Source organism: Shewanella sp. HL-SH8 (assembly GCF_051165765.1).
In the GTDB taxonomy this organism is placed as follows: Bacteria; Pseudomonadota; Gammaproteobacteria; order Enterobacterales; family Shewanellaceae; genus Shewanella; species Shewanella glacialimarina.
In genome coordinates, this window is record NZ_CP195039.1 from 1529444 (window position 1) to 1553808 (window position 24365).

The window sequence follows — 24365 nt, forward strand, 5'->3', positions numbered from 1 at the left end:
AGTCATATAGATTTTTGTTTGGTACTGACAGCATAGACTTCAATAGGGTGTTGTTTGCCTTTAAGTGGGACTAAACCCAAATCTTTAAGTTGATAGAGGCTGTCCTGCTGCTCTAGGCGACGGGCAACATCTCCTGACAGCAGCATTCTTTGTCCTAATGGGTTACATTGATCTTGTAGTCTTGCCAGTGTGTTTAACACATCACTAAAGAAACTAATCTCTTGTTTGTGTACGCCTACAACCGCAGCGACAACTTGACCACAATGGGCCGCAGCTTTGAATTTAGGCACAAAACCATATTGTTGCTCAAAATACTTTCTTTGCCATTGCAATTCAGTGCAAAACTCAAAGTAAATATTTAAACAACGATCTTCTTTTATGCCTTCTTCAAGTGGCCAGTAAATCAGCACTGCATCACCCATATATCGATAGATTTCTGCATCATTTTTGATCACAGTATCAGCTAATAAACTAAAACTGTCCTGGATCAAGCGTGAGAATCGATAGTCACCCAGAGCTTCAGCATGTGAGGTCGACGAAGCCATATCAAGAAATAGAAATAGGCGTTGTTCATAGCGGGGCTTATGATATTTACCAAGACCAATATTCAATAACACCCTTGGACCAACCAGTAAGGCCATTTGTTCTATAAAGGCCAACCCAACCCTCACAACGACTAAATAAACCACTAATGCTTGAAAAGAAGGGCTGTAAAGAACATGCGCGGTCAGCATTTGTCTTAAGGTAACCATATGATTTTCAATAGCCCACATGTTTAAGTATTGGGTCACATAGGCAATAGTGGTCGCACCTAATAATAGAAATAAGCCCTTAAAAATAACCGAGAAAATATAAGGTAAACGACTAATTGCACTAAAGTCGGCTATTAGATTTGACATCCAATGTAAGCATCCAAAAACACAGCCCATAAAGATAGCTAGAGTCGCAAGATCACCATTGCCAATAGCCCATTGTGGCAGCTCAGGCGTTTGTGCATATCGGAAAAACACAAATGCAGCCATGGCAAAGCACCAAGCTAAAATGGCAAAGATGAGTTTTTTAAGTTGTTTTTTGGCTTTCAAGAGTAAAAATCAGATCCGAGATGAGCATCAAATAGAGCCGCAGTTTAACGAAAAACCCCTACTTGTGTTAGTCGTATTTGTGATTTAGATCAATAGAGTGACAGAAAATGTTTTTTTTAGCTTAATAATGATTAATAAGAGGTTTATTAGTGTTTTCTAAAGTTTATTAATATATTTTTACAAAAATGCATTCTCAAGAATTTGCTGGGTGAAGGATATTTTCAAATAAAATCCACGTGGATTGGATAATTGAATAGCCCCATCTGGACCAATACTTTCCGTTAATGTTTGACTGTTTGCAGCTTTAGGCCGTAATTGCAACACTTCACCATGGCGAGCGGTAATTTTTTCGACTTGCCCCAGAGCAATTTTTTCCATGATTTCCTCCCAATCTTGCTTTAGCAAGGCCATTTCTGATCTTGATGGCGACCAAAGTAGCGGAGTACCAACCCGCCTTTGCCCAACCGGAATATGGCGTTCTCCTTCGATGGGAACCCAAAGGACAGATTGAAGCTTGTGAAACACCACACTTTGTTCCCAAGTGAGGCCATGAATGTCAGTCAAGGGGGCAACGGTAACGTAGGTAGTTTCCAGTGGTTTACCTTTGTGATCAATTGGAATTGTTTTTAGCTCTACTCCTAAATGGATGAAGTCAGGTTCAGGTTTTGAACCGGCTAAGGCACCAAGTTCCATTTCTATTAATTGTCCTACCCAACCTTTATCCCGTTTTAGGTCTTGAGGCACGTTAATCCCATTTTCCAATGCTATGTCAGCTAGAGACACACCGGCCATTTCTTGGGCCCTTTGCATAAGTTCTGTCAGACTTTGTGGTGATGGTTTTGGCATAACATTTAAGCTGATCATGTTGAGTTATGGCAGTAGATTATCAATATTAGCCTCTAGTGCAACCGTTTGTGTTGAACAATTGAGAAATACCCTTCAACAGTTTGATGAAATAACTCTGATGAATATAGCGATGTTATTGTAGATTTTAATGGAACAATAACGGGTTGGTTAAATAATAGTCGTTTATTTTGGGTGGTGTTATTTATCCGCCAGAAAGTCATTTAAGTTGATGAAATAAAGCAATTTAACGCATTTTAATTTATGGAGTAATTCGACTTTAAAAAAGTTACACGCTTTTATCCCTAGTCTTTCCCACATAGTTATCCACAGATTTGTTGCATAACATGCAAAAGTTGTTGTCTTTAACCGATGTAAAAGTGTGAGTCAATGACTTTTATGGCCAAAAAAGGCATTTTATTTCAAAAAATCAGTTGTCATTTGTGAATAAGTTTTAGTTATAGCTCTAGTGTCTTGGTATAACTTCGGTGGTGATTAAAAAGTAACCTATTTTTATTTCGTTAATGAAAAATAGTCTTTTTTGTTATTTAAGATATTGTTTTTAATTAATTTAATGTTTGTTGGTTAAATTTAAAAACACTTTGTAATAAGTGGTTTTTTAATCAAATTATTAAGTTCACGCAAGTTTCAAACAGACATATCCACAGATTTTGTGGATAACGAGTCTGTCTAGAACATTCAGTTGTTGATAAGAATGCATAAAAGCTATAATTATCCCATAGGATGCTGCAAATAGGGGTTTGCTGATAAGCAAGCTTTGTGAAACAATCACATCAATGAAAATTTTTGTGAAATTGGAGTCCATGTGATTGATAGCGACGGCTTTCGCGCAAATGTGGGCATCATTATCTGTAATCAGTCTGGTCAAGTTATGTGGGCGCGACGATTTGGTCAGCATTCTTGGCAATTTCCACAGGGTGGGCTTGATGAAGGCGAAACAGCCGAACAAGCCATGTATCGCGAATTATATGAAGAAGTGGGTTTATTACCTGAACATGTTCAAATTTTGACTACTTCTCGCTCTTGGTTACGTTATCGTTTACCGAAGCGTTTAATTCGACAAGATAGTAAACCTGTGTGTATCGGACAAAAACAGAAATGGTTTTTGCTACAACTAAAAGGTCATGACAATACCATTAACTTGAATTCTTCAGGCCATCCTGAGTTTGATGATTGGCGCTGGGTGAGTTATTGGTATCCTGTTAGGCAAGTGGTGTCTTTTAAGCGAGACGTATACAGGAAAGTGATGAAGGAATTTGCAATAATCGCGCTAGCTTTGCAAACCAGAGAGATTCATCACAATAGGCGAAGAGGCCGCAACCGAAATTAAGGGCCATCATTAAAGGATAAATAAAGTGTTAAATACACTTAGGGATATTACACAGGCCGTTGCCGCTGCTAACACGTTAACAGCGGCATTATCGCTATTGGTTGTGCAAACTAAGCATGCTATGGCCACTCAGTGTTGTTCTATTTATCTTCTTGAGCACCAGCAGCTGGTGCTTTCTGCTACAGAAGGACTGCATCAATCTGCTGTTGGCCATGTTCGAATGCCATTAACAGAAGGGTTAGTCGGATTAGCTGCTGAACGCGAAGAAGCGGTTAATTTAGCTGATGCAAGAATTCACCCGCGTTTTAAATTATTCCCTGAAGTTGAAGAAGAAGAGTATCGCGCTTTTCTTGCTGTGCCGATCATTTATCAAAAAATGGTGGTAGGTGTCATTGTGGTTCAGCAACCCAATCCTCGCCAGTTTAGCGAGGGTGAAGAAGCCTTTTTAATGACATTAGCGGCGCAATTAGCCGTGGTGATCCGCAGTTTAAAAAATAAAGCGGCTATTACTAATGTTCAAGACCAAGTGGTCTTTAATGGCACCACAGCATCAAGTGGCATTGCAATCGCTAAGGGATTGGTACTCGGGGGGGTTATTTCCCTAGAACAAGCTGATTTAGCATGTGAAAGCATAGAGCATGAAACCACCCGGGTTAAATTAGCCATTAGTCGCAGCAAAGATATGTTAAGTGCTATTTCACAGCGATTTGAACGTGATAAAGCAGAAGATGTGGCCTCTATTTTTTCCGCTTTTAAACTGTTGCTCGATGACAGTAGTCTTGGGGGGGAATATGTTCGAGAAGTTGCTGCTGGTTGGCGAGCTGAATCTGCAGTAAGTCGCGTATCTATTCGATATATTGATCAATTTTTGGCAATGGATGATCCCTACCTTAAAGAACGAGCTAGTGATATTCGCGAGCTTGGTCAAAAGGTACTGCGTCAGTTAATTGAGCCCGACAGGTTAGAGTTTGAACCTGAAACACCGGTCATTCTGGTTGCTAAAGAAGTCGATGCGACTATGTTGGCAGAATTTCCACGGCATAAGCTAGCCGGTATTGTGACTAAACTGGGTGGTGTTAATGCCCACGCAGCAATCCTTGCAAGAGCCCTAGGTGTGCCTGCATTGGTTGGTGTAGAGCAGGTATTAGAGACCAATATAGATAATAAGCTATTGGTCCTAAACGCCAACCGAGGCCAGTTACTGGTGTCGCCATCACCCGCCGTGGTGGACGAATATCAAGCACTTATTAGAGTCGATGCTGAAAAACAAAAACGCTTCTCTGCTGAGCTGTCTTTGCCTGCAAAGACACTTGATGGCAAACGTATTCATTTATATTTGAATGCGGGTCTATTGAGTGGGATTGAGTCTGATATTGCTGACGGAGCCGATGGCATAGGCTTATATCGCACCGAAATTCCCTTTATGTTGCATCAACGATTCCCTAGTGAAGCAGAGCAGATTAAAGTCTATCAAAGGGTATTAAATGCAGCGGGTGATCGTCCTGTTGTCATGCGTACACTTGATGTTGGTGGAGATAAACCCTTACCGTATTTCCCCATTAAAGAAGACAATCCCTTTTTAGGCTGGCGAGGAATTAGGCTGTCGCTTGATCATCCTGAGTTGTTTTTAATGCAATTAAGAGCGATGTTACAAGCGGGCGGTAAAGGTAAACAGTTACAAATTCTATTGCCTATGGTCAGTAACCTAGATGAAATAGATCAAACTATAGAATATCTTGATCAGGCTTATAATGAGTTGAATATTGAATTGAATAGTATGCTGACTCGACCAAAAATTGGTGTAATGCTTGAGGTGCCGGCATTGCTGTATCAGTTAGATGATGTGGCTAAGCGAGTTGATTTTGTCTCTGTAGGTAGTAATGATTTAACTCAATACTTGTTGGCTGTAGATCGTAATAATCCTAATGTAAGTTCACTGTTTGATAGCTATCATCCCAGTATTTTAAGGGCGCTAAAGCGCGCATTGGATGAGTGCCTACAGCATGATTTAGATGTCAGTGTTTGTGGTGAGCTTGCAGGTGAACCCTATGGTGCGCTTTTATTAGTGGCTATGGGATACACCAAGCTCAGTATGAACCAGGCGAGTTTAGCGCGAATCAATTATCTTCTTCGACGAGTATCGCACTCCCAATTAAACCAAGTACTGACAATTTGTTTATCTGTTTCTAATGCCACCCAAGTGAAACAAGTGCTGTTTGAATTTACTCAACAACATCAGTTAGAAGATATTTTACACTAGTTTATATTTATCAATGTTAAGGGAATACCTTGGAAAATTTGTTACTGGTTTTTTCAATATGTCTTGGATTAGGGGCAATTGTAGGTTTTTTGGCTGGATTATTAGGTATTGGCGGTGGGCTGATTATCGTACCCGCATTATTGTATATTCTGCCTTGGGTAGGCATTAACTCTTCTCTATTAACTCATGTCGCTATTGCAACGTCATTGAGCACCATTATTTTAACCTCTTTATCTTCAGCAACCGCGCACCATAAACGAGGTAACATTCCTTGGGCGTTATTTAAACCAATATTCCCTGGTATTGTTCTAGGGGCATTGTCAGCGGGTTTTGTGTCAGAAATGATCCCATCGGATCAGCTACAGCAAGCTTTTGCGGTTTTTGTGGTATTGATGGCCATTCAAATGGCATTTCCCTTTAAGTCAAAAGGCGAAGGTAAGCTACCTCCTTCATGGGTGTTGTTTATTGTGTCTATTTTAATCGCATTAGTCGCAGGTATGATGGGAATTGGTGGCGGGGTGTTATTAGTCCCCTTTTTAACCGTTTGCGGTTTACAAATGAAACAAGCGGTAGGTTTCTCCTCGGCAACCGGTTTTTTAATTGCTATCGCTGGAACGACGGGATATGTCATTGCAGGTTTTGATGCGCCTGATTTGCCCTCTGGTACCTTAGGTTACATTTATCTACCAGCATTATTCGGTATTATCATTAGCTCAATGATTTTTGCCCCTTTTGGCGTCAAAGCTGCGAGCACCTTACCTACGCCAATACTAAAAAAGGGCCTTTGCAGGTCTTTTGTTGGTAGTCGGTTTGAAATTGATTTTTAGCTAATGAGACTAGTCCACAGGTATTCATATATTAATCAAAGGGAATTTTATACTTTCAATTAACTGCGATGTAATTAGCCGTTTGTTTAACACGACTTTGCTACCGTCGTTATGTTGATTTGAGCGGACGAAATGTATGCAAGAGGTTTTGTTAAATATAGCGATAATATTATCACTAGTAGGGCAGTTTTGTATCTCTAGCTTCGCTTTGTCTAATAAAATGCTTAAATCTTCACAACTGACGATATCTTCCTAAATAGCAATGTCTACTGCAATGGTCGTGTCAGGCCCATAACCATCTACCTCTTTTCCAAAAATTACCAGTTACAACATTAGAAGCGCCACTATTAAAGCTGAAGCCGTCAAGTTAGTTAATCACCAAGAGTTAATGGCTATCATCATGAAACAACATACTAAAATGATGCCGCAGCCACCTTCTAATAATAGGGCGCTCAAATGCGCCCTATTATTTTAATATTCAAACCTTGCTTGACCTGTGTGTAACACATAGGTTTATAGTCAAGTTAGTGTAATGTTTAATGCTAGCTTTGGGAGGCAATATGAAAGTGAATCAACTTGCTAATGAATTAAGTATCACCGCCGACACTGTGCGCTTGTACACACGTATCGGACTGCTTAATCCCAATAAATCGCCCGTTAATGGTTATAAAATTTATAACGGTGAGGATAAGTCGCGTATGCAATTTATCTTAAGCGCTCGTAAGCTTGATTTTTCAGTCGATGAAATTAAAGTGATTTTTTTTAAGACCGACCACGGTGAAAGTGCCTGTCATCTTGTGCGGGCATTAGTGAAACAAAAGCTGGATGAAACACAGCAGCAATTTAATGAAATGGTCAAACTAAGAGCAAGGCTTTCACAAGCCGTTGAGCAATGGTCAACCATGGCAGATAACTTGCCGACAGGAAACATGGTTTGTAACTTGATTGAAGGTACAAATCAAACTGACAGCTCTAAATCAAGCGTTGCTCAACATGACAATATCAAATTGATGTTAAGGGAGATTAAGTAATGGAGAACACAACACACTCAACTATGCAGCTCAATATTCTCGGAGCAGGCTGCGCGAGTTGTGTGGGCAAAATTGAAAAAGCGATTAACAGCGTGCAAGGCGTTGATTCGGCCGAGATGAACTTTGCCGACAGAACGGTACTGGTTAAGGGTAAAGCTGCTGCCGAGTTGATTATAAAAGCGGTAGAAAGTGCCGGTTATAACGCCACTCAAATCCAAGCTGAGTCGGCAGAAGATGCCATGAACGAGAAAGAACAGGCTGATTTACAGCATTATAAAAGTCTATTACGCCATACCATTATCGCCTTATCAGTCGGTATTCCGTTGATGGTTTATGGACTTTTTATTGGCGAAATGACGGTGTCAAGCCTATCAGAGCAAGTGGTGTGGTGGCTAGTTGGTGCAGTTACTCTTGCCATTATGCTGATCTCCGGTAGGCATTTTTATATTGGTGCTTGGAAATCTTTTTTTAAACCATAACGCCAATATGGATACCCTCATCGCTTTAGGAACAGGAACGGCTTGGATATATTCGATGTTAATTGTGGCATTTCCGCAGTGGTTTCCTGAGATGGCAAGGCATGTTTACTTTGAAGCGACTGCCATGATTATTGGGTTAATTAATCTTGGTTTAGCACTAGAAGTAAAAGCGCGCGGTAAGACCTCTGAAGCCATTAAGCGTCTTATTGGCCTGCAAGCTAAAACGGCTCGAGTTATCCGTGATGGAAAAGATGTCGACATCGATATTGCTCATGTATTACTTAACGATCACGTAAGAGTTCGTCCTGGCGAAAAAATCCCAGTCGATGGGGTCGTTATTGAAGGTAAAAGTACCATTGATGAGTCAATGTTGACCGGTGAGCCAATGCCGGTTGAAAAAGCTGTTGATGACAACGTTGTAACCGGTACTTTGAATAAGTCTGGATCAATCATATTTAAAGCTACTCGTGTTGGTAAAGATACCGCACTGGCGCGCATTATTAGTATGGTCAAACGGGCGCAAAACTCTAAGCCGCCGATCGGTCGTTTAGCTGATGTCATAGCCGCTTACTTTGTGCCAGCCATTATGATCATCGCTATTGTCAGTGCCATGGTGTGGTTTAACTTTGGTCCTGAACCATCGAGCGTATTTGCCATCGTGTCTGCAACAACAGTATTAATTATCGCTTGCCCTTGTGCGCTAGGACTGGCCACACCAATGTCGGTCATGGTCGGTGTGGGTAAGGCGGCTGAGTCGGGTGTGCTAATTCGTAACGGTGAAGCATTGCAAACTGCGTCTAAAATCACCGCCATGATTTTAGATAAAACCGGCACCATTACCGAAGGTAAACCGCAAGTTACCGATATTATTTTGGTTAATGCCGACAGTGAAGAGCAGGTCCTTTCTTTATCTGCTGGGATTGAAAGTCACTCAGAACACCCATTAGCCCAAGCCATTGTTGAAAGCGCGCGTGCTAGAGGTATTGATGCGATCAATACTGACCACTTTACTGCCATTTCTGGCAAAGGTGTAGAGGCGCAGGTTGATGGACAAACATTATTGTTTGGTAATCTCAAATTAATGCAAGACAAACACATTGATATTGGTCTCCATGAAGCTAAAGCCCAGGTATTAGCGGAAGAGGCTAAAACACCGATGTATTTGGCACTTGCAGGGCAGTTGTTGGCCATTATTGCAGTATCAGATCCGATAAAGTCTGATTCAATCGAAGCGATTGCGAGACTAAAAGACAGTGGCATCAAAGTGATTATGTTAACCGGAGATAATAGCGCGACCGCAGCCGCTGTGGCTAAAAAAGTCGGTATTGATGACTTTTTCGCCGAAGTTATGCCAGAAGATAAAGCCAAAAAAGTCGCTGAACTTCAGCAACAAAAAGAAGTGGTTGGTATGACCGGTGATGGCATTAATGACGCTCCAGCGTTAGCCTTAGCGGATGTCGGCTTTGCTATTGGAACGGGCACAGATGTTGCGATAGAAAGCGCTGATATTACCTTAATGCGCGGCTCGCTTCATGGTTTAGCCGATGCGATAGCCATTAGTAAAGCAACGCTGCGCAACATTAAACAAAACTTGTTTGGCGCATTTATTTATAACGTCGCGGGTATTCCCCTCGCGGCAGGTGTGCTTTATCCAGTGTTTGGTATTTTGCTAAACCCAGTGATTGCCGGCGCGGCGATGGCCTTTTCATCACTGACAGTCGTGAGTAACGCTAACCGCTTACGTTTGTTTAAAGCTAAAGAACACTAGGAGACTCAAGATGTTAATCAATTTACTGTGTATCGCATTAATCGGTTTTATTATTTGGTGGTTTTGGTTATATAAACCATCAAATGAAACTAAGGTTGACGCTAGCACATCGATACTGGTTAAAGACGGGGTGTATACGCCAGCACGAATTAAGATATCGGCTAATACACCAACAGAAATAACCTTTTTACGCCAAGATAAATCCGGATGTTCAGCCACCGTCTTGCTACCCGATCTAGAGATTAGCCAGGATTTAGCGCTGGATAAACCAACCATGATAGGCTTACCGGCACTCGAAAAAGGCGAGTATCCATTTCATTGTCAGATGCAAATGTATAAAGGCATGTTGATTGTTGAGTAAGTATTATGAGAGTTAAACCATGAGAGCGGACAAAGCCCATATAAGAAAAAGAGGATAGTCGTGATATATCAGGAAAGTGTCGTATTAAGCCAAAGCCTTAAGCAATATACGCGATGAAAAATACAAACTGGTGAGACTTCACATCAATCTACTTTAAAGTTAATAATTGAAATCGGTAGCTATTCTGGGGATGACTTTTCAGGATTAATACACTTTAAAATCATCATAGTAAAAATACACTCAGTCAATTTTCCATTCAACTGCTACAGCCCCATTACAATGACAACTTTCTCAGTTGAAAGCTGTTATCGTAACGAGGAGCTTTATGCACAGCCCTAAGTTGAATCTACTGATTTACGACTTAATTACACCGCAAATGGGTATTGAATAGCATCGTGATGCTCATACCCTTCTACCTTAAAATCCTCTAAGGTTACCCAGGTTTCAATGTCTTTGAGGCTTTTTATATCTGGGTTAATAATCAATTTGGGTACAGCTAAAGGTTCACGCTTCAGTTGGATATCGCGCATGGGGGCTAATTGGTCTTCATAAATATGAGCATTAACAATTTTATGGTAAGCCTTACCGGGTTTTTTACCGGTTATTTGCGCCATTAATGCTAATAATACATAGACCTGAACCATATTGAAGTTTAAGCCAAGCGGCACATCACAGCTACGTTGAGTACTGTTTAAATACAGGGTATCACCCAATAATGAAAAGTGATGTTCGTACATACAAGGGCGTAAGCAGCCTAGATCAAATGCGCCAGGGTGCAGGAAAGTTAATATTTCGCCTCGATTATCAATACCTTTAGAAAGATCATCGACAATACCTTGCAATAAATCAACATGGCCGCCATTTGGTTTAGGGAATGCTCTGCCTAAAGCACCATAAATTAACCCTAAGTCATCTTCGCCTTTACGGTTAGGGTTGTTAAGCCATGCTTCATTTAAGTTTGCATTAGCGTCCCAGGTTTTTGTGCCCAGCGCGCGAAAGTCAGCGGCATTTTGATAACCGCGCATATAGCCGATAATTTCAGCTATGGCCGACTTCCAAAAACTTTTCCGAGTGGTAACAAGCGGGAATTGATTATTGGCAACATCATAACTCAGGTCGGCATTAATAACGGTTAAACAGCGTTTGTTGGTTCTTTCATTATTAACCCAAGTGCCTTCGTCTACGATACGTTGGCAAAGATCCAAATATTGTCTCATGATATCCCTGATTTTTTAATGTGCTATAGGTTTAGATTATACCTATGAGTTGTTTGAGCATAAATAACTTAATGCAGTTAATTGGAACGGTTGAAATATGCACAGTAATTCAGGCAAGATAAAGCGATTGAACTTTATTAATAAGTAAATCATAAAGCTAGTGGTGCTAATAAGAATAAACAGGCTATTGTAGTGTTTAAGACCCATTAATGCGGCTTAATATAAAAATTATGATGTATTATTAAGCCAACTCGGTTTTTTCGAGGTATTAGCTCGAAACATTCGATTATATTTATGTTATTCATTTAGTATAGACTCAAAGCATCGATTTTTAGGAGTTACATATGGAAAGAGCACTTAAAAACTTCTTGAGCCAAGAGTCAGCAGGAGGGATTATTCTGATGATCTCCGTTGCCTTGGCCATGATTTTAGCAAATTCACCACTGTCGGGTTTTTATGAAGGCTTCTTAAATACAGGCGTTCAGGTTCGTGTCGGTTCACTAGATATTAATAAGCCATTATTATTATGGATTAATGATGGCTTGATGGCATTGTTCTTTTTGTTAATCGGCTTAGAAGTTAAACGTGAATTACTGGAAGGCGCGTTATCAACTGTTGCTAAAGCGTCTTTACCCACCTTTGGTGCTATCGGGGGGATGGTATTTCCGGCATTATTTTATCTGATGTTTAACTATTCAGATCCTGCTACTCAAGTCGGCTGGGCTATTCCAGCAGCAACTGACATTGCTTTCGCTTTAGGTATTATGGCCCTATTGGGTAGTCGAGTACCTGTTTCGCTTAAAGTTTTTCTATTGGCTTTGGCGATTATTGATGACCTTGGTGTTATCGTTATTATTGCATTATTTTACAGTACAGACTTGTCGATGCTGAGCTTGATCATTGCCGCTATCGCAATTGTGTTGATGATTGTGCTTAATCGTAAAGGGGTCACCTCATTAGCGCCTTATGGATTGCTTGGTTTTATATTATGGGTTGCGGTCCTAAAATCGGGAGTACATGCGACGCTTGCCGGGGTAATTATTGCATTCTGTATTCCATTAAGGGCTAAAGATGGTACTTCACCCTCTGAGCATTTAGAACATGGCTTACATCCTTGGAGCACATTCCTAATCCTGCCCGTATTTGCTTTTGCTAATGCTGGATTATCGCTTGCTAATATGACGCTAGGCTCATTTGCTGAACCAATAACGATTGGTATTATTTTAGGTCTAGTATTGGGTAAGCCAATTGGTGTGCTATTGTTTAGTTATTTAGCCGTGAAGCTAAAGTGGGCTGAATTGCCACCTGGGATAGGCTGGGGACAAATCGCGCCTGTTGCTGCAATGTGTGGTGTTGGTTTTACTATGTCAGTCTTTATTGCTTCACTTGCCTTTGAAAACTCTCCAGCAGCATTTGGTGATTTTGCAAGACTTGGTATTTTAACCGGATCTTTACTTGCAGCATTAATCGGCTATTTCTGGTTGGACAAAGTGTTACCTAAGAAAGGAGCAAAATAATGAAATTACTATCCGTTATTGCTTTTACAGTCACTATGGGAGTGTTTACCACTCCAGCTTTTGCTAATTCATTTGATGTCTGTTTAACCGACTCTGACAGTCCAAGCTGTAACAGTTATCTTGAAGGTGTGGTTGATGGTGCTTTGATGTACCGTAAAAATGTGTCTGCAAAGAAGGTTAATGCTGACGGGGGTTATGAGTCGCGTGCACTTAAATACCGTGCTGGCAAACGTTATCAAAAAGCAAACGCAAAATACTGTGTCAGCCATATTCCTGATAGTTCAGATATTGTTGATGCATTAACTGAGCAAGTTTCTATGGGTAACGTTAGCAACAGTGATGATCTTGAAACTGTGATTAATTCACTGATGGATTGTCGTAGTCAATAACGACTTCACTTTTATTGTGCTCCTATATAGAAAATCGCTCACTTATGTGGGCGATTTTTGTTTCACAGGAACTGACTCAGTGACTGTCACATTAAGTGAAATTAAACTGTTTGTAATGTTGAGGGTGTTTATACCTTCATTGAAAAAGATGTATTTTTTAAAAGGCTGACTCTATGCAACATCTTAATTATAATCATCTTTATTATTTTTGGATGGTTAAACGAAAAGGTTCAGTTGTTAAAGCTGCTGAAGCATTGTGTTTAGCGCCTCAAACTATCACTGGCCAAATGCGTTTACTAGAGGGAAGGTTGAAGGGCGCACTGTTTAAGCGAGTTGGGCGCAATTTAGAGGCTACTGAACTCGGTGAAGTCGTTTATCGTTATGCCGATAAAATGTTTAATTTAAGTAATGAAATGCTTGATTTGCTTAACTATCAAAAAGACTCCTCTGTACTATTTGAAGTCGGAATTGCTGATGCTTTGTCCAAAGCGCTGGTGAGCAGGGTGCTATTAACTGTTATTCCACATGATGGTTCGATACATCTTGCGTGTTATGAGTCTACCCATGAAAGCCTTATCGCTAGATTACGTGAACATCAGCTAGATATGATACTGTCAGATTGTGCTGGTGGGGCATTGAAGTACACTGATATTTTATCTAAAAAATTAGGTGAATGTGGGGTAAGCTTTTTTTGTGCTCATCCTATTGATGCTGAATTCCCTGCGTGTTTAGAGCAGGAAAAGTTGCTAATTCCTGGGATCCGAACATCACTTGGGCAGCAGTTGCATCGCTGGTTTGCTGAAAAAAACCTTAATGTCAGTATTTTAGGCGAGTTTGATGATGCAGCTATGATGAAAGCATTTGGATATTTTAAACGAGGTATTTTTGTCGCCCCGTCTATTTATCGTCATGATATACTTTCGCAAGGAATGGTTTTGTTAGGCGAAACCACCGATATTAAAGAAGAATATCATGTCATGTTTGCTGAACGGATGATCCAACATCCGGCAGTGAAAAGCTTGCTTGAAACTGATTTTACCGATTTATTTTTAGGATTGGATCAGCAAGTACAAGATTTTGATAATCGCATAGGATTAGTGGACTAACCTCAATGAGGTTAACCTAAATTTTCGCAGGAGTATTGCGTTGGAATTAATGAATATTGCCAGAGTCCGCTGGGCTTGTCGCCGCGGAATGTTAGAGCTTGATGTATTGCTTCAGCCGTTTGTTGAGGCACAATATCAAGATATGTCCGATGAAGATAAGCAAACTTTTATTCGTCTGCTAGAGTGCGAGGATCCAGAATTATTTGCCTGGTTTATGGGGCATGAGCAATGTCCAGATACTTTGCTTGCAGCCATGGTCGTAAAAGTTCGTGGACGTCCAGCACCGTAAACAAGCCTCAAATAGCACTCACACAAGCTTGTTTGTGTTGAGTGCGTCTTTTAATCAGTACTTATGCTACTGGATAATTTTTGCTGTTGTCATGACAAGCTTTATTGCCTGGCCACAAATGGACTCAATTTTATTTAATAGCTTTTTCTATATATTGATACTGCTTGTGCCTGTTGTTTTTGCTTGGCAGCTATTGGTATTAAGAAAATGGCAGTATCAGATAATAATTGATGGGGAATTAGGTGGGCGCTTAGTAAATGGTCAATCATTTACTTTTGGTAAAGCGGCGTTTATTTGCCCGTTATTTTGCTTACTTTATCTAGAGTTTGAAGACGAGTCGCGTCAAATATGCTGTGTTTGGGCAGACATGCTAGATGACTCTCAATACAGAACCTTGTGTCGCCTTGTCAATCAAAGTAGCCACGTATAGCAAGCCGTTTAACGGCTTGCTATACGGGTTTAGTCATCCACAGCGAGTAGTTAAGCATTTAATCTATTAATTTGGCTGCAAAATAGTCGGTTGAGGATTATCAAGCAACTTAGGGTAATCAAGATTATAGTGAAGCCCGCGGCTTTCTTTGCGCTCCATTGCGCAGCGAATAATCAGTTCCGCTACTTGTACAAGGTTACGTAATTCAAGTAAGTTATTACTGACCCTAAAGTTTGAATAATATTCTTGAATTTCTTGCTGTAGCATCATGCAACGACGCATTGCGCGTTCTAAACGTTTATCGGTTCTGACAATGCCGACATAATCCCACATGAAAAGTCTAAGTTCATGCCAGTTATGGGCAATAACGACTTCTTCATCTGAGTTACTGACCTTACTTTCATCCCATACCGGTACATTTTCTGGCATTTTAATTTTTTGCAATTGGCTTTCAATATCCTGCGGCAGCTGCGCGGGCAAACACTAAGCACTCAAGTAATGAGTTGCTGGCAAGTCGGTTAGCACCATGAAGTCCGGTGTATGCTACTTCACCTACCGCATATAAGCCGTTCAAATCTGTTTGACCATGTAAATCAGTCATTACGCCACCGCAGGTATAATGTGCTGCTGGTACAGCCGGAATCGCTGTTTTGGTAATATCGATACCTAACTCTAAGCAACGTTGGTAAATAGTCGGAAAATGTTTAATGATAAAATCGGCCGGTTTATGGCTAATATCTAAATAGACACAATCTGAGCCCAAACGTTTCATTTCATAATCGATAGCGCGGGCAACAATGTCCCTAGGGGCCAACTCTGCTCGCTCATCAAATTCAGGCATAAAACGACTGCCATCAGGGCGGTGAAGGTAAGCACCTTCTCCTCTTAATGCTTCAGACAGTAAAAAGTTTTTAGCTTCTGCATGGTACAAACACGTTGGATGGAATTGATTAAACTCCATGTTAGCTACGCGGCAACCTGCGCGCCACGCCATAGCAATACCATCACCACTGGCAATATCGGGATTAGAAGTGTACTGATATACTTTTGAGCTACCCCCTGTGGCAAGGGCAACAAACTTGGCTGTAATCGTTTCGACGTGTTCTCTGTCTCTGTTCCACACATAAGCGCCTAACACTCTGTTTCCAGGGCGATTGAGCTTACGAGAAGTAATTAAGTCGATCGCGTTGTAGCGTTCTAATACCCGAATGTTGGGGTGGTTTAATGCGCGTTCTTGCAGTGTTGTTTGCACCGCTTTGCCTGTGGCGTCAGCAGCATGCAAGATACGGCGATGGCTATGCCCACCTTCACGAGTTAAATGATAGGGTGCATCTTTTTGATTGCCTAACGTTTCTTCTTTATCAAAAGCAACGCCGCAATCTATTAACCATTGCATTGAAGCTTTAGCATTTTCAGCGGTAAATTTAACCACTGCTTCATCACATAATCCCGCCCCGGCAATTAGGGTATCACTGACATGAGATTCAATTGTGTCATCTTCATCAAAAACCGATGCTATTCCACCTTGTGCATACAAGGTTGAACCTTCGGCTAAAGGACCTTTAGAAAGTAAAATAACTGACGATTTTTCTGCTAAATGGAGTGCTAAAGTAAGCCCTGCAGCACCGCTACCTATAACCAAAATGTCAGACTGGTATTCAACTGCTTGTGTCATCGGGTATCATGGGTCAAGAAATGGTTCAGTAATGGTAAATCAAAACACCATACTTGGGTACATTAAGCCGATATTTTGTTCATGCTAAAAGCGTTTATTTAGCATTTATTAGGCATAGCGCCAGCAAAATGAATTTTTTTTTATGTTTTATCGAACTTTTATCAAAATGCTCTGTCTACTTATATGAACAGGATTCGAGCGACTGAATATCAGTTATACAGATTTAGGAGTAGTCGGCTCGGATGAGTGGACAATATAGTGATCAACAATTAGTTGAGCGTGTACAGCAAGGCGATAAAAACGCTTTTAACCTGTTGGTAATGAAATACCAGAACAAAGTGATGAGCCTGATCGGACGATATGTTCGAAATCAAGCGGATGTGCAGGATGTAACACAAGAGGCTTTTATTAAAGCTTATCGTGCACTTGCTAATTTTCGTGGTGATAGTGCTTTTTATACTTGGTTGTACCGAATAGCAGTCAATACGGCAAAAAATCATCTCACATCACAAGGTCGTAAAGCACCTGGAAGTGATGTTGATATCGAAGAAGCTGAATACTATGAAGGCAGTGATGCTTTAAAAGAATTTGCTTCGCCAGAGCGGTTATTAATGAAAGATCAAATGAGTAAAGTGATCTTTGATACCCTCGAGACATTGCCTGAAGAATTAAAGATAGCCATATCTTTACGTGAACTTGATGGTATGAGTTACGAAGATATTGCCAATATCATGGATTGCCCAGTCGGCACGGTAAGATCGCGGATATTTCGCGCCCGTGAAGCAATCGACAAACAGCTCCAGCCTCTACTGGAAAAGTAATAGCCTTTATTAAGATAGGTGACAAATGGTTAAATCAAGTCAAGAATGGGTATCTGCAGCGGTAGATGGTGAAGTTGATGATCAAACATTAGCTCAACTTGCATCTGATGTAGATTCTCATCAAGAATGGCAACGTTATCACATGATTGGTGATACGATGCGCGGTGAACTACCTGCGGCCATCGACTTAGATATTACAGCAAGCATTGCAGCAGCTATCGCACTAGAGCCAACGATAATGGCGCCCAAGGCGAAAATGTCTGAACAAGATGATGCTGTAATAACGGCAAGTAAACCTTCAAATGTTGTTTCGTTATTTAAACAGTTTGGTCAGTATGCAATAGCAGCCAGTGTGGCGCTTGTGGCCATTGTTGGTGTGCAGTCTTATGACCAAGATCCAGATTCACCCTTACCTGTGTTTAATACTCGTCCTTTAGTGGGCACCATGTCACCGGTAAGCTTGCAAACAGGTCCAGTGGTTAATAAACAAGGTTACACTAACGAGCAAGTGCTTGAGCAACGCCGAAGAGTTAACGCTTATATTCAAGACCACATGCTACAACAACGTTTAAATCCTAGTGTTGAAGCACAAAAAGCTAACACTGCTGATGTAAACCAATAACTTTTATTCTTCCTACAGCAATGGTTTAATAGGCCATTGCTGTTTTACCTTTTAGGAGTTAGCTTGCGCATTATCCTGCTAGCACTGTTAATACTTTCTCCCCTTAGCCATGGCGAAGAGTTATCTGCTAAAGAATGGCTCACCCACATGAGCCAAGCACTTAGCGAGAAACAATTCAAAGCCTCTATTATACAAGTTCAAGCTGATCATGTCCGTCCCCTTGTGTTTGTTCAAGGACTGGTAGGCGAACAACATATTTCGTATGTAGAGTACCTAAATGGTCCCCCTAAAAATGCCGTTAAAGTGGGCAATAAAGTGACCTTTTTAGAGCATGACCAGCCACCTTATAGTGTTACTGCTAATCTTATACAGGGGGTCTGGCCTGCATCACTTTCAGGCAATATTACTAAATTAGAACAGGGTTATCAGTTTGTTTTGGGAGGCCGAAGTCGTATAGCGGGCCGAGCAGGGCAAATGATCCGATTTATCGCCAAAGATGAGCATCGTTATGATGCACAGATTTGGGTGGATATGGAAACATACTTACCCTTGCGGTATGACACATTAAATCGTGATAAACAGTTGCTTGAACAGACTATGGTTATTGAGCTTGTCGAATTTATTGAATCTCCAAGCATTCTAGTCGAGGCCAGCAAACATAAATGGCCAGAGGTTATTAATCAAGCCGATCGCAAAGATGCTCAGGATTGGCAGTTTACCTGGTTACCTGAAGGATTTAACATGGTTGTAAGTGATAACCATCGCCTAATTGGTATTCACGAGCCTGTTGAATATATTGCACTTTCTGATGGTTTGGCCAATATCTCAGTCTATGTTGCACGTACGACAGAAGGGCCGATGCCAGAAGAACTTGTCACCCGCAATGGTTTATCTATGGTGGTTGAAAAGGTGGGCAACGCTGAAGTGGTTGCGATTGGAAAAGTGCCCAGCGCAACTTTAGAGCGCATCGCCAGAAGTTTAGCGCTAAAATAGGCGATCAAACCTTATTAATAGATATCAATGATTATGCCAGATGTTTCAAAGTCTCAACCGAAATCGCCTCAAAACGGCCCGCAAGAGTCTAGTGCCTTAATGGAGGAGCTTGCGCGCGTGGTTGAATATCAATCTGGTTGGGTTATGGTTGAGGTTGAGTTAAAAAGTGCATGTAATCATTGCAGTAGTAGTGAAAATTGCGGTACCTCTGCAGTTGCTAAAGCCTTTTCTGTCAAAACTCAACGTTTTGCTATTGCCAGCGATAAATCCTATCAGCAAGGCGATATGCTCAAACTTGGCTTACCTGAAAGCGTGATTATTAAAGCGGCAGCACTGGTGTATCTTCTCCCTTTGTTGGGACTCTTTATGTTTGCCGCTTTGGGTCATCTACTAGGGCTTGGTCTGGCGCTTGATACTAATACCAGCGCCATGTTGATGGCATTAATTGGTAGCGCATTAAGTTGGCGAATTGGTAAATATTTTGCCCATCGAATTGAGGCTGATGCTCAACCTGTGATTATCAGTAATTTAGGCCAAAAAGTGGATCTATTCCGTCAAGTTTAATGATTTTTACTTCCTGCATCATATCGATTAGCGCTATTTCTACCCTCATTTAAATATCAATGATGAATCTGATTGGTATTGCTACCCTAATCAGGTACAATTTGACACCATATTTTTCACCTTTTTTAGTAGTAGTCATTGCCTCATAATGAAACACATTAGAAATTTTTCAATTATTGCCCATATCGACCATGGCAAATCTACCTTATCTGATCGTCTTATCCAGGTTTGTGGCGGCTTAAGTGACCGCGAAATGGCTGCTCAGGTTCTTGATTCAATGGACATTGAACGTGAGCGTGGCATTACCATTAAAGCCCAAAGTGTGACCTTGGACTATACCGCCAAAGACGGTAATACCTATCAGTTAAACTTTATTGATACCCCAGGCCACGTTGACTTTTCATACGAAGTCTCTCGATCTCTAGCCGCTTGTGAAGGTGCGTTATTAGTCGTCGATGCTGGCCAAGGTGTTGAAGCGCAAACATTAGCAAATTGTTACACCGCCTTAGAGATGAATCTAGACGTTGTACCGGTATTGAATAAAATTGATTTACCACAAGCTGAGCCAGATAGAGTGGCGGCAGAAATCGAAGATATCGTAGGTATCGATGCCATGGATGCTGTGCGCTGCTCAGCAAAAACCGGTGTGGGTATTCAAGATGTACTTGAAGAGATTATTGCCAAAATTCCACCACCGCAAGGGAATATCGATGGCCCTTTACAGGCACTTATCATCGACTCCTGGTTTGATGCTTACTTGGGTGTTGTGTCATTAGTACGCATTAAACACGGCGTTTTAAAGAAAGGCGATAAGTTTAAGGTTATGTCTACAGGCATAAATTACAACGCTGATCGCGTGGGTATTTTTACGCCAAAAGAGAAAGATACTGCAGAATTAAAAGCTGGTGAAGTAGGTTATGTTATCTCTGGTATTAAAGAGATCCATGGCGCACCTGTAGGGGATACGCTAACACATGCTAAGCATGGCGCTGAATTGCCATTACCTGGGTTCAAGAAAGTAAAACCGCAGGTTTATGCCGGTGTTTTCCCTATTTCGACAGACGAATATGAAAACTTCCGCGAAGCATTAAATAAACTATCGTTAAACGATGCATCACTGTTTTTCGAACCAGAAACCTCTGGTGCACTTGGGTTTGGTTTCCGTATTGGTTACCTTGGTCTGTTGCACATGGAGATCGTTCAAGAGCGTTTAGAGCGTGAATACAATCTTGATTTGATAACCACTGCGCCAACCGTTGTGTATGAAGTTGAAATGACCAATGGTGAAGTTATCTATGTAGATAACCCATCGGATCTACCTGCACTGAATAATGTGACAGAAATCCGTGAACCGATTGTCGAAGCCAATATTTTAGTGCCAAAAGAATACTTAGGTAACGTGATTACCTTATGTATTGATAAGCGCGGTATGCAAACCAATATGGTTTATCATGGTAATCAAGTTGCAGTGACGTATCATTTGCCGATGGCAGAAGTAGTTATGGACTTCTTCGACCGCTTAAAGTCGACTAGCCGTGGTTATGCATCACTTGAATATAACTTTATTCGTTTTGACCCTGCTGACATGGTACGCCTTGATATCTTAATCAATGGTGATCGTGTTGATGCATTGGCTATGATTATCCACCGTACAAACATTCGTCATCGTGGCCTTGCATTGGTTGAAAAGATGAAAGAGCTTATTCCAAGACAGATGTTCGATATTGCTATTCAAGCTGCTATTGGTAGTCAGATTGTTGCACGTTCAACAATTAAAGCCTTACGTAAAGATGTTACCGCTAAGTGTTACGGTGGTGACGTATCGCGTAAGAAGAAGCTACTAAACAAGCAAAAAGAAGGTAAAAAACGAATGAAGCAAGTGGGTAATGTTGAGGTGCCACAGGAGGCATTCTTAGCAGTATTGAAGTTAAATGATTAATCATAATTAACCCAAAAGCTTCAAAGATGACGCCGCATTAAGCGGCGTTATCGTTATAATAAATCTAATTTATCTGCAAAAATGATTTCAGTATTGAGTCGTTAAAAATGACTTACACTGTTTGTGTTGATAATAACGTTCAAAGTGTAAGACTTATTTTAGGAGTTCTATCAGTAATGGCAGCTTATTTTTCTACCATTCTCGTGCTAGTCACCCTTATCAGTGGTCTGATTTGGCTGATTGATGTGCTATTTTTTGCGCCTAAACGCAAAGAAAAGCTCGCCTTAGCCCAGTCTGGTTCACAACAGCTTAGTGAAGAAGCAATTGATAAAATTATTCGTGAGCCTGTGGTGGTTGAAACAGCGCATTCAATTTTTCCTGTTATTGCGTTTGTGATGATCCTGCGCTCATTTATCTACGAACCCTTTCAAATCCCATCGGGCTCTATGATGCCAACATTGCTGGTGGGGGATTTTATTTTAGTTGAAAAGTTCAGCTATGGATTACGCGACCCTGTATGGCGCACTAAGCTGATTGAAACTGGTGAGCCTGAGCGTGGTGATGTATTTGTGTTCAAATATCCTGAAAACCCAAAAATTGACTATATTAAACGTGTTGTGGGCTTACCTGGCGATAAAGTGACTTACACTAATAAGCAATTAACTATTCAGCCCAAATGTAGCAGCGATAACGTTTGCCCTGATCCTGTCAGTATTGCACATGTGGAAGTTAATCGTGGCGAGTTTACCCATGAAGGTGTTCCATTAATCCGTTACAAAGAAACGACAGATGGGCTTGAACACGACATTTTAGTTAATCCTTCTCGTCCTGATTTTAGGCAACATTTTTATCAGCAATCAGGTACTCAAATGGGTGAGTTTATTGTGCCAGAAGGGCAATACTTTGCCATGGGCGATAACCGTGATAACAGTACCGACAGTCGCTTTTGGGGTTTTGTCCCTGAAGAGAACTTAGTCGGTAAAGCGGTAGCAATTTGGATCAGTTTTGAATTTGACCGTGACGCAAGTGGATTATTACCAACCTGGGTACCCAGCGGTGTCCGTTTTGAGCGCACAGGCGGAATAAAGTAATGGAGCCGATTAAAAACCTGCCTAGATTGTGTCGCACAATAGGTTATGAATTTAACGATATTAACTTACTTATTCAGGCGCTAACCCATCGCAGCGCAGCGAATAAGCATAATGAACGCTTAGAGTTCTTAGGTGATTCGATTTTATCGATTATTATATCTGATGCCTTATATCACCAGTTTCCTAAAGCGACTGAAGGCGATTTAAGTCGCATGCGCGCCACCCTAGTAAAAGGTGATACTTTAACCATCATTGCGCAAGAATTTAAGCTTGGTGATTATTTGTTTCTAGGGCCTGGGGAACTTAAAAGTGGCGGTTTTCGTCGAGAGTCTATTTTGGCTGATGCCGTCGAAGCGATTATTGGTGCGGTATATCTTGATGCAAACATAGATGCATGCCGCAGTTTATTACTAAACTGGTATAAACATCGCTTAGTCAATATTAAGCCAGGTATCAATCAAAAAGATCCTAAAACGATTTTACAAGAACATCTTCAAGGTTTTAAAAAGCCTTTGCCTGACTACCAAGTTGTCAAAGTTGAAGGTGAAGCTCACGATCAAACCTTTACGGTTGAATGTCGTATTACAGACTTAGCCAATGTCGTTACCGGCGTCGCAAGTTCAAGAAGAAAAGCTGAACAGCTAGCGGCTGCTCAGGTGTTGGAGTTACTGAATAAATGACCAAAAAAACTGACTTGCCAAGTCAACAAGCTGAGGCACCACAAGAGCCAAGCTTAAATGAATTATTGTCAAGGATGAACCTTGCTGCACCACAAGCCACTGCTCAATATGATGTGACTTACTGCGGCATGGTTGCCATTGTTGGTCGCCCTAATGTGGGCAAGTCGACTCTGTTGAACAAATTGCTAGGCCAAAAGGTCAGCATTACGTCTAAAAAACCCCAAACGACCCGTCATCGTATTATGGGGATTCATAGCGATGGCCCAAAACAAATAGTCTTTATCGATACGCCAGGTTTACATATTGAAGAAAAACGTGCTATTAACCGTTTAATGAACCGTGCCGCAGCTAGTTCATTAGCGGATGTATGCATGGTTATATTCGTTGTTGATGCCATGATATGGACTGCAGATGATGAAATGGTGCTGCAAAAGATTAAGCATCATAATGATGGTCGTAAAATTGTTTTGGCTATCAATAAAGTGGATAACATTAAAGATAAGGAATCGTTATTTCCTTATTTAGAAGAGTTAGGCAAGAAGTTTGATTTTGATGACATATTGCCAATCTCTGCCAATAAAGGCACCAATGTTCAACGTATATTAGAGCTGGCACAGGTTTCATTACCCACAGCACCATTTTACTTCCCTGAAGATTATGTGACGGATCGTTCACAGCGTTTTATGGCATCTGAAATTGTACGTGAAAAGCTAATGCGCTTTTTAGGTGATGAATTGCCATATGATTGTACCGCCGAAATTGAGCAATTTAAGATGATGGAAAACGGTGTTTACCAGATTAATGCGCTTATTTTAGTTGAACGTGATGGTCAAAAACGCATGGTGATTGGTAATAAAGGTGAACGAATTCGCACCATTGCCACCCAGGCACGTTTAGACATGGAAACCTTGTTTGATAATAAAGTGTTTCTTGAAGTGTGGGTCAAAGTTAAATCTGGCTGGGCTGACGATGAACGCGCACTGCGTAGTTTAGGTTATGGCGACGATTAACCCTTTTGTCTTTGTTACTC

20 protein-coding genes and 3 pseudogenes are annotated in these 24365 nt (G+C 41.0%); 19 read left to right on the forward strand and 4 right to left on the reverse strand.

Going from position 1 to position 24365, the window contains the following annotated elements:
* Positions 1 to 2: 2 nt before the first annotated feature.
* Positions 3 to 1022 carry an adenylate/guanylate cyclase domain-containing protein gene (locus ACRWQN_RS06785; protein ID WP_434940270.1) on the reverse strand — a complete coding sequence of 340 codons (1020 nt, stop codon included), beginning with the start codon at positions 1020 to 1022 and terminating at the stop codon, positions 3 to 5.
* A gap of 237 nt (positions 1023 to 1259) precedes the next feature.
* Positions 1260 to 1928, reverse strand: coding sequence for a DNA mismatch repair endonuclease MutH (mutH, locus tag ACRWQN_RS06790; protein ID WP_434940271.1), 669 nt, complete (start codon positions 1926 to 1928; stop codon positions 1260 to 1262).
* 823 nt (positions 1929 to 2751) lie between these two features.
* Between mutH and rppH the strand changes: the two genes are divergently transcribed.
* From rppH to ACRWQN_RS06820, 6 genes and pseudogenes are all read left to right on the forward strand, one after another.
* Positions 2752 to 3276 carry an RNA pyrophosphohydrolase gene (rppH, locus tag ACRWQN_RS06795; RefSeq protein WP_434940272.1) on the forward strand — a complete coding sequence of 175 codons (525 nt, stop codon included), beginning with the start codon at positions 2752 to 2754 and terminating at the stop codon, positions 3274 to 3276.
* A gap of 25 nt (positions 3277 to 3301) precedes the next feature.
* Positions 3302 to 5536, forward strand: a complete 2235-nt coding sequence (ptsP, locus tag ACRWQN_RS06800; protein WP_434940273.1) for a phosphoenolpyruvate--protein phosphotransferase — start codon at positions 3302 to 3304, stop codon at positions 5534 to 5536.
* 29 nt (positions 5537 to 5565) lie between these two features.
* A pseudogene (locus tag ACRWQN_RS06805) lies at positions 5566 to 6367 on the forward strand (sulfite exporter TauE/SafE family protein).
* Positions 6368 to 6923: 556 nt separating this feature from the next.
* Complete coding sequence (locus tag ACRWQN_RS06810; protein ID WP_434940274.1) at positions 6924 to 7394, forward strand: MerR family transcriptional regulator; 471 nt, start codon at positions 6924 to 6926, stop codon at positions 7392 to 7394.
* A pseudogene (locus ACRWQN_RS06815) lies at positions 7394 to 9641 on the forward strand (heavy metal translocating P-type ATPase). Before ACRWQN_RS06810 ends, ACRWQN_RS06815 begins: the two are co-directional and overlap by 1 nt.
* A 10-nt stretch (positions 9642 to 9651) precedes the next feature.
* Positions 9652 to 10002: a cupredoxin domain-containing protein gene (locus ACRWQN_RS06820; protein ID WP_434940275.1), complete on the forward strand. Its 351-nt coding sequence runs from the start codon at positions 9652 to 9654 to the stop codon at positions 10000 to 10002.
* A 365-nt stretch (positions 10003 to 10367) separates the two neighbouring features.
* Here ACRWQN_RS06820 and ACRWQN_RS06825 read toward each other — a convergent pair whose 3' ends face one another.
* Positions 10368 to 11219 carry a thymidylate synthase gene (locus ACRWQN_RS06825; protein WP_226410705.1) on the reverse strand — a complete coding sequence of 284 codons (852 nt, stop codon included), beginning with the start codon at positions 11217 to 11219 and terminating at the stop codon, positions 10368 to 10370.
* 344 nt (positions 11220 to 11563) lie between these two features.
* Between ACRWQN_RS06825 and nhaA the strand changes: the two genes are divergently transcribed.
* From nhaA to ACRWQN_RS06850, 5 genes are all read left to right on the forward strand, one after another.
* Positions 11564 to 12736: a Na+/H+ antiporter NhaA gene (gene nhaA / locus ACRWQN_RS06830; protein WP_434940276.1), complete on the forward strand. Its 1173-nt coding sequence runs from the start codon at positions 11564 to 11566 to the stop codon at positions 12734 to 12736.
* On the forward strand, positions 12736 to 13125 hold the full coding sequence (locus ACRWQN_RS06835; RefSeq protein ID WP_434940277.1) for a hypothetical protein: 390 nt from the start codon (positions 12736 to 12738) through the stop codon (positions 13123 to 13125). The genes nhaA and ACRWQN_RS06835 overlap by 1 nt, the downstream gene beginning before the upstream one ends.
* A gap of 173 nt (positions 13126 to 13298) precedes the next feature.
* Positions 13299 to 14231, forward strand: a complete 933-nt coding sequence (gene nhaR / locus ACRWQN_RS06840) for a transcriptional activator NhaR (RefSeq protein WP_434928560.1) — start codon at positions 13299 to 13301, stop codon at positions 14229 to 14231.
* Positions 14232 to 14271: 40 nt separating this feature from the next.
* Entirely contained in the window at positions 14272 to 14520 is a 249-nt protein-coding gene (locus tag ACRWQN_RS06845) for a succinate dehydrogenase assembly factor 2 (RefSeq protein ID WP_434928561.1), read from the forward strand.
* 34 nt (positions 14521 to 14554) lie between these two features.
* On the forward strand, positions 14555 to 14950 hold the full coding sequence (locus ACRWQN_RS06850) for a protein YgfX (RefSeq protein WP_434940606.1): 396 nt from the start codon (positions 14555 to 14557) through the stop codon (positions 14948 to 14950).
* A 66-nt stretch (positions 14951 to 15016) separates the two neighbouring features.
* On the opposite strand, the pseudogene nadB reads toward ACRWQN_RS06850, so the two are convergent.
* Positions 15017 to 16625 (reverse strand): annotated as a pseudogene (gene nadB, locus ACRWQN_RS06855) (L-aspartate oxidase).
* Between the two features lie 242 nt (positions 16626 to 16867).
* Between nadB and rpoE the strand changes: the two are divergent.
* The 8 genes from rpoE to era all read left to right on the forward strand — a co-directional run bounded on the left by rpoE (position 16868) and on the right by era (position 24345).
* The gene (gene rpoE / locus ACRWQN_RS06860; RefSeq protein WP_434928563.1) at positions 16868 to 17446 is read left to right on the forward strand and encodes an RNA polymerase sigma factor RpoE; all 579 of its coding nucleotides are present in this window, start codon (positions 16868 to 16870) and stop codon (positions 17444 to 17446) included.
* A 25-nt stretch (positions 17447 to 17471) separates the two neighbouring features.
* Complete coding sequence (locus tag ACRWQN_RS06865; RefSeq protein ID WP_434940278.1) at positions 17472 to 18068, forward strand: sigma-E factor negative regulatory protein; 597 nt, start codon at positions 17472 to 17474, stop codon at positions 18066 to 18068.
* Between the two features lie 63 nt (positions 18069 to 18131).
* Complete coding sequence (locus ACRWQN_RS06870; RefSeq protein WP_434940279.1) at positions 18132 to 19061, forward strand: MucB/RseB C-terminal domain-containing protein; 930 nt, start codon at positions 18132 to 18134, stop codon at positions 19059 to 19061.
* Between the two features lie 99 nt (positions 19062 to 19160).
* Positions 19161 to 19625, forward strand: coding sequence for a SoxR reducing system RseC family protein (locus tag ACRWQN_RS06875; RefSeq protein ID WP_434928958.1), 465 nt, complete (start codon positions 19161 to 19163; stop codon positions 19623 to 19625).
* Between the two features lie 148 nt (positions 19626 to 19773).
* The gene (gene lepA, locus ACRWQN_RS06880; protein WP_434928566.1) at positions 19774 to 21564 is read left to right on the forward strand and encodes a translation elongation factor 4; all 1791 of its coding nucleotides are present in this window, start codon (positions 19774 to 19776) and stop codon (positions 21562 to 21564) included.
* A gap of 176 nt (positions 21565 to 21740) precedes the next feature.
* Positions 21741 to 22655: a signal peptidase I gene (gene lepB, locus ACRWQN_RS06885; RefSeq protein ID WP_434940280.1), complete on the forward strand. Its 915-nt coding sequence runs from the start codon at positions 21741 to 21743 to the stop codon at positions 22653 to 22655.
* Positions 22655 to 23335: a ribonuclease III gene (gene rnc / locus ACRWQN_RS06890; RefSeq protein ID WP_434940281.1), complete on the forward strand. Its 681-nt coding sequence runs from the start codon at positions 22655 to 22657 to the stop codon at positions 23333 to 23335. Before lepB ends, rnc begins: the two co-directional genes overlap by 1 nt.
* Entirely contained in the window at positions 23332 to 24345 is a 1014-nt protein-coding gene (era, locus tag ACRWQN_RS06895) for a GTPase Era (RefSeq protein WP_434940282.1), read from the forward strand. The genes rnc and era overlap by 4 nt, the downstream gene beginning before the upstream one ends.
* Positions 24346 to 24365 lie beyond the last annotated feature (20 nt).

What these genes read in the sequence shown, in the direction of transcription:
- ACRWQN_RS06785 (WP_434940270.1), bottom strand. Translation starts at nt 1,022, where the DNA reads ATGGCTGCATTTGTGTTTTTCCGATATGCACAAACGCCTGAGCTGCCA.
- mutH (WP_434940271.1), bottom strand. Translation starts at nt 1,928, where the DNA reads ATGCCAAAACCATCACCACAAAGTCTGACAGAACTTATGCAAAGGGCC.
- ACRWQN_RS06810 (WP_434940274.1), top strand. Translation starts at nt 6,924, where the DNA reads ATGAAAGTGAATCAACTTGCTAATGAATTAAGTATCACCGCCGACACT.
- ACRWQN_RS06820 (WP_434940275.1), top strand. Translation starts at nt 9,652, where the DNA reads ATGTTAATCAATTTACTGTGTATCGCATTAATCGGTTTTATTATTTGG.
- ACRWQN_RS06825 (WP_226410705.1), bottom strand. Translation starts at nt 11,219, where the DNA reads ATGAGACAATATTTGGATCTTTGCCAACGTATCGTAGACGAAGGCACT.
- nhaA (WP_434940276.1), top strand. Translation starts at nt 11,564, where the DNA reads ATGGAAAGAGCACTTAAAAACTTCTTGAGCCAAGAGTCAGCAGGAGGG.
- ACRWQN_RS06835 (WP_434940277.1), top strand. Translation starts at nt 12,736, where the DNA reads ATGAAATTACTATCCGTTATTGCTTTTACAGTCACTATGGGAGTGTTT.
- nhaR (WP_434928560.1), top strand. Translation starts at nt 13,299, where the DNA reads ATGCAACATCTTAATTATAATCATCTTTATTATTTTTGGATGGTTAAA.
- rpoE (WP_434928563.1), top strand. Translation starts at nt 16,868, where the DNA reads ATGAGTGGACAATATAGTGATCAACAATTAGTTGAGCGTGTACAGCAA.
- ACRWQN_RS06865 (WP_434940278.1), top strand. Translation starts at nt 17,472, where the DNA reads ATGGTTAAATCAAGTCAAGAATGGGTATCTGCAGCGGTAGATGGTGAA.
- ACRWQN_RS06875 (WP_434928958.1), top strand. Translation starts at nt 19,161, where the DNA reads ATGGAGGAGCTTGCGCGCGTGGTTGAATATCAATCTGGTTGGGTTATG.
- lepA (WP_434928566.1), top strand. Translation starts at nt 19,774, where the DNA reads ATGAAACACATTAGAAATTTTTCAATTATTGCCCATATCGACCATGGC.
- lepB (WP_434940280.1), top strand. Translation starts at nt 21,741, where the DNA reads ATGGCAGCTTATTTTTCTACCATTCTCGTGCTAGTCACCCTTATCAGT.
- rnc (WP_434940281.1), top strand. Translation starts at nt 22,655, where the DNA reads ATGGAGCCGATTAAAAACCTGCCTAGATTGTGTCGCACAATAGGTTAT.
- era (WP_434940282.1), top strand. Translation starts at nt 23,332, where the DNA reads ATGACCAAAAAAACTGACTTGCCAAGTCAACAAGCTGAGGCACCACAA.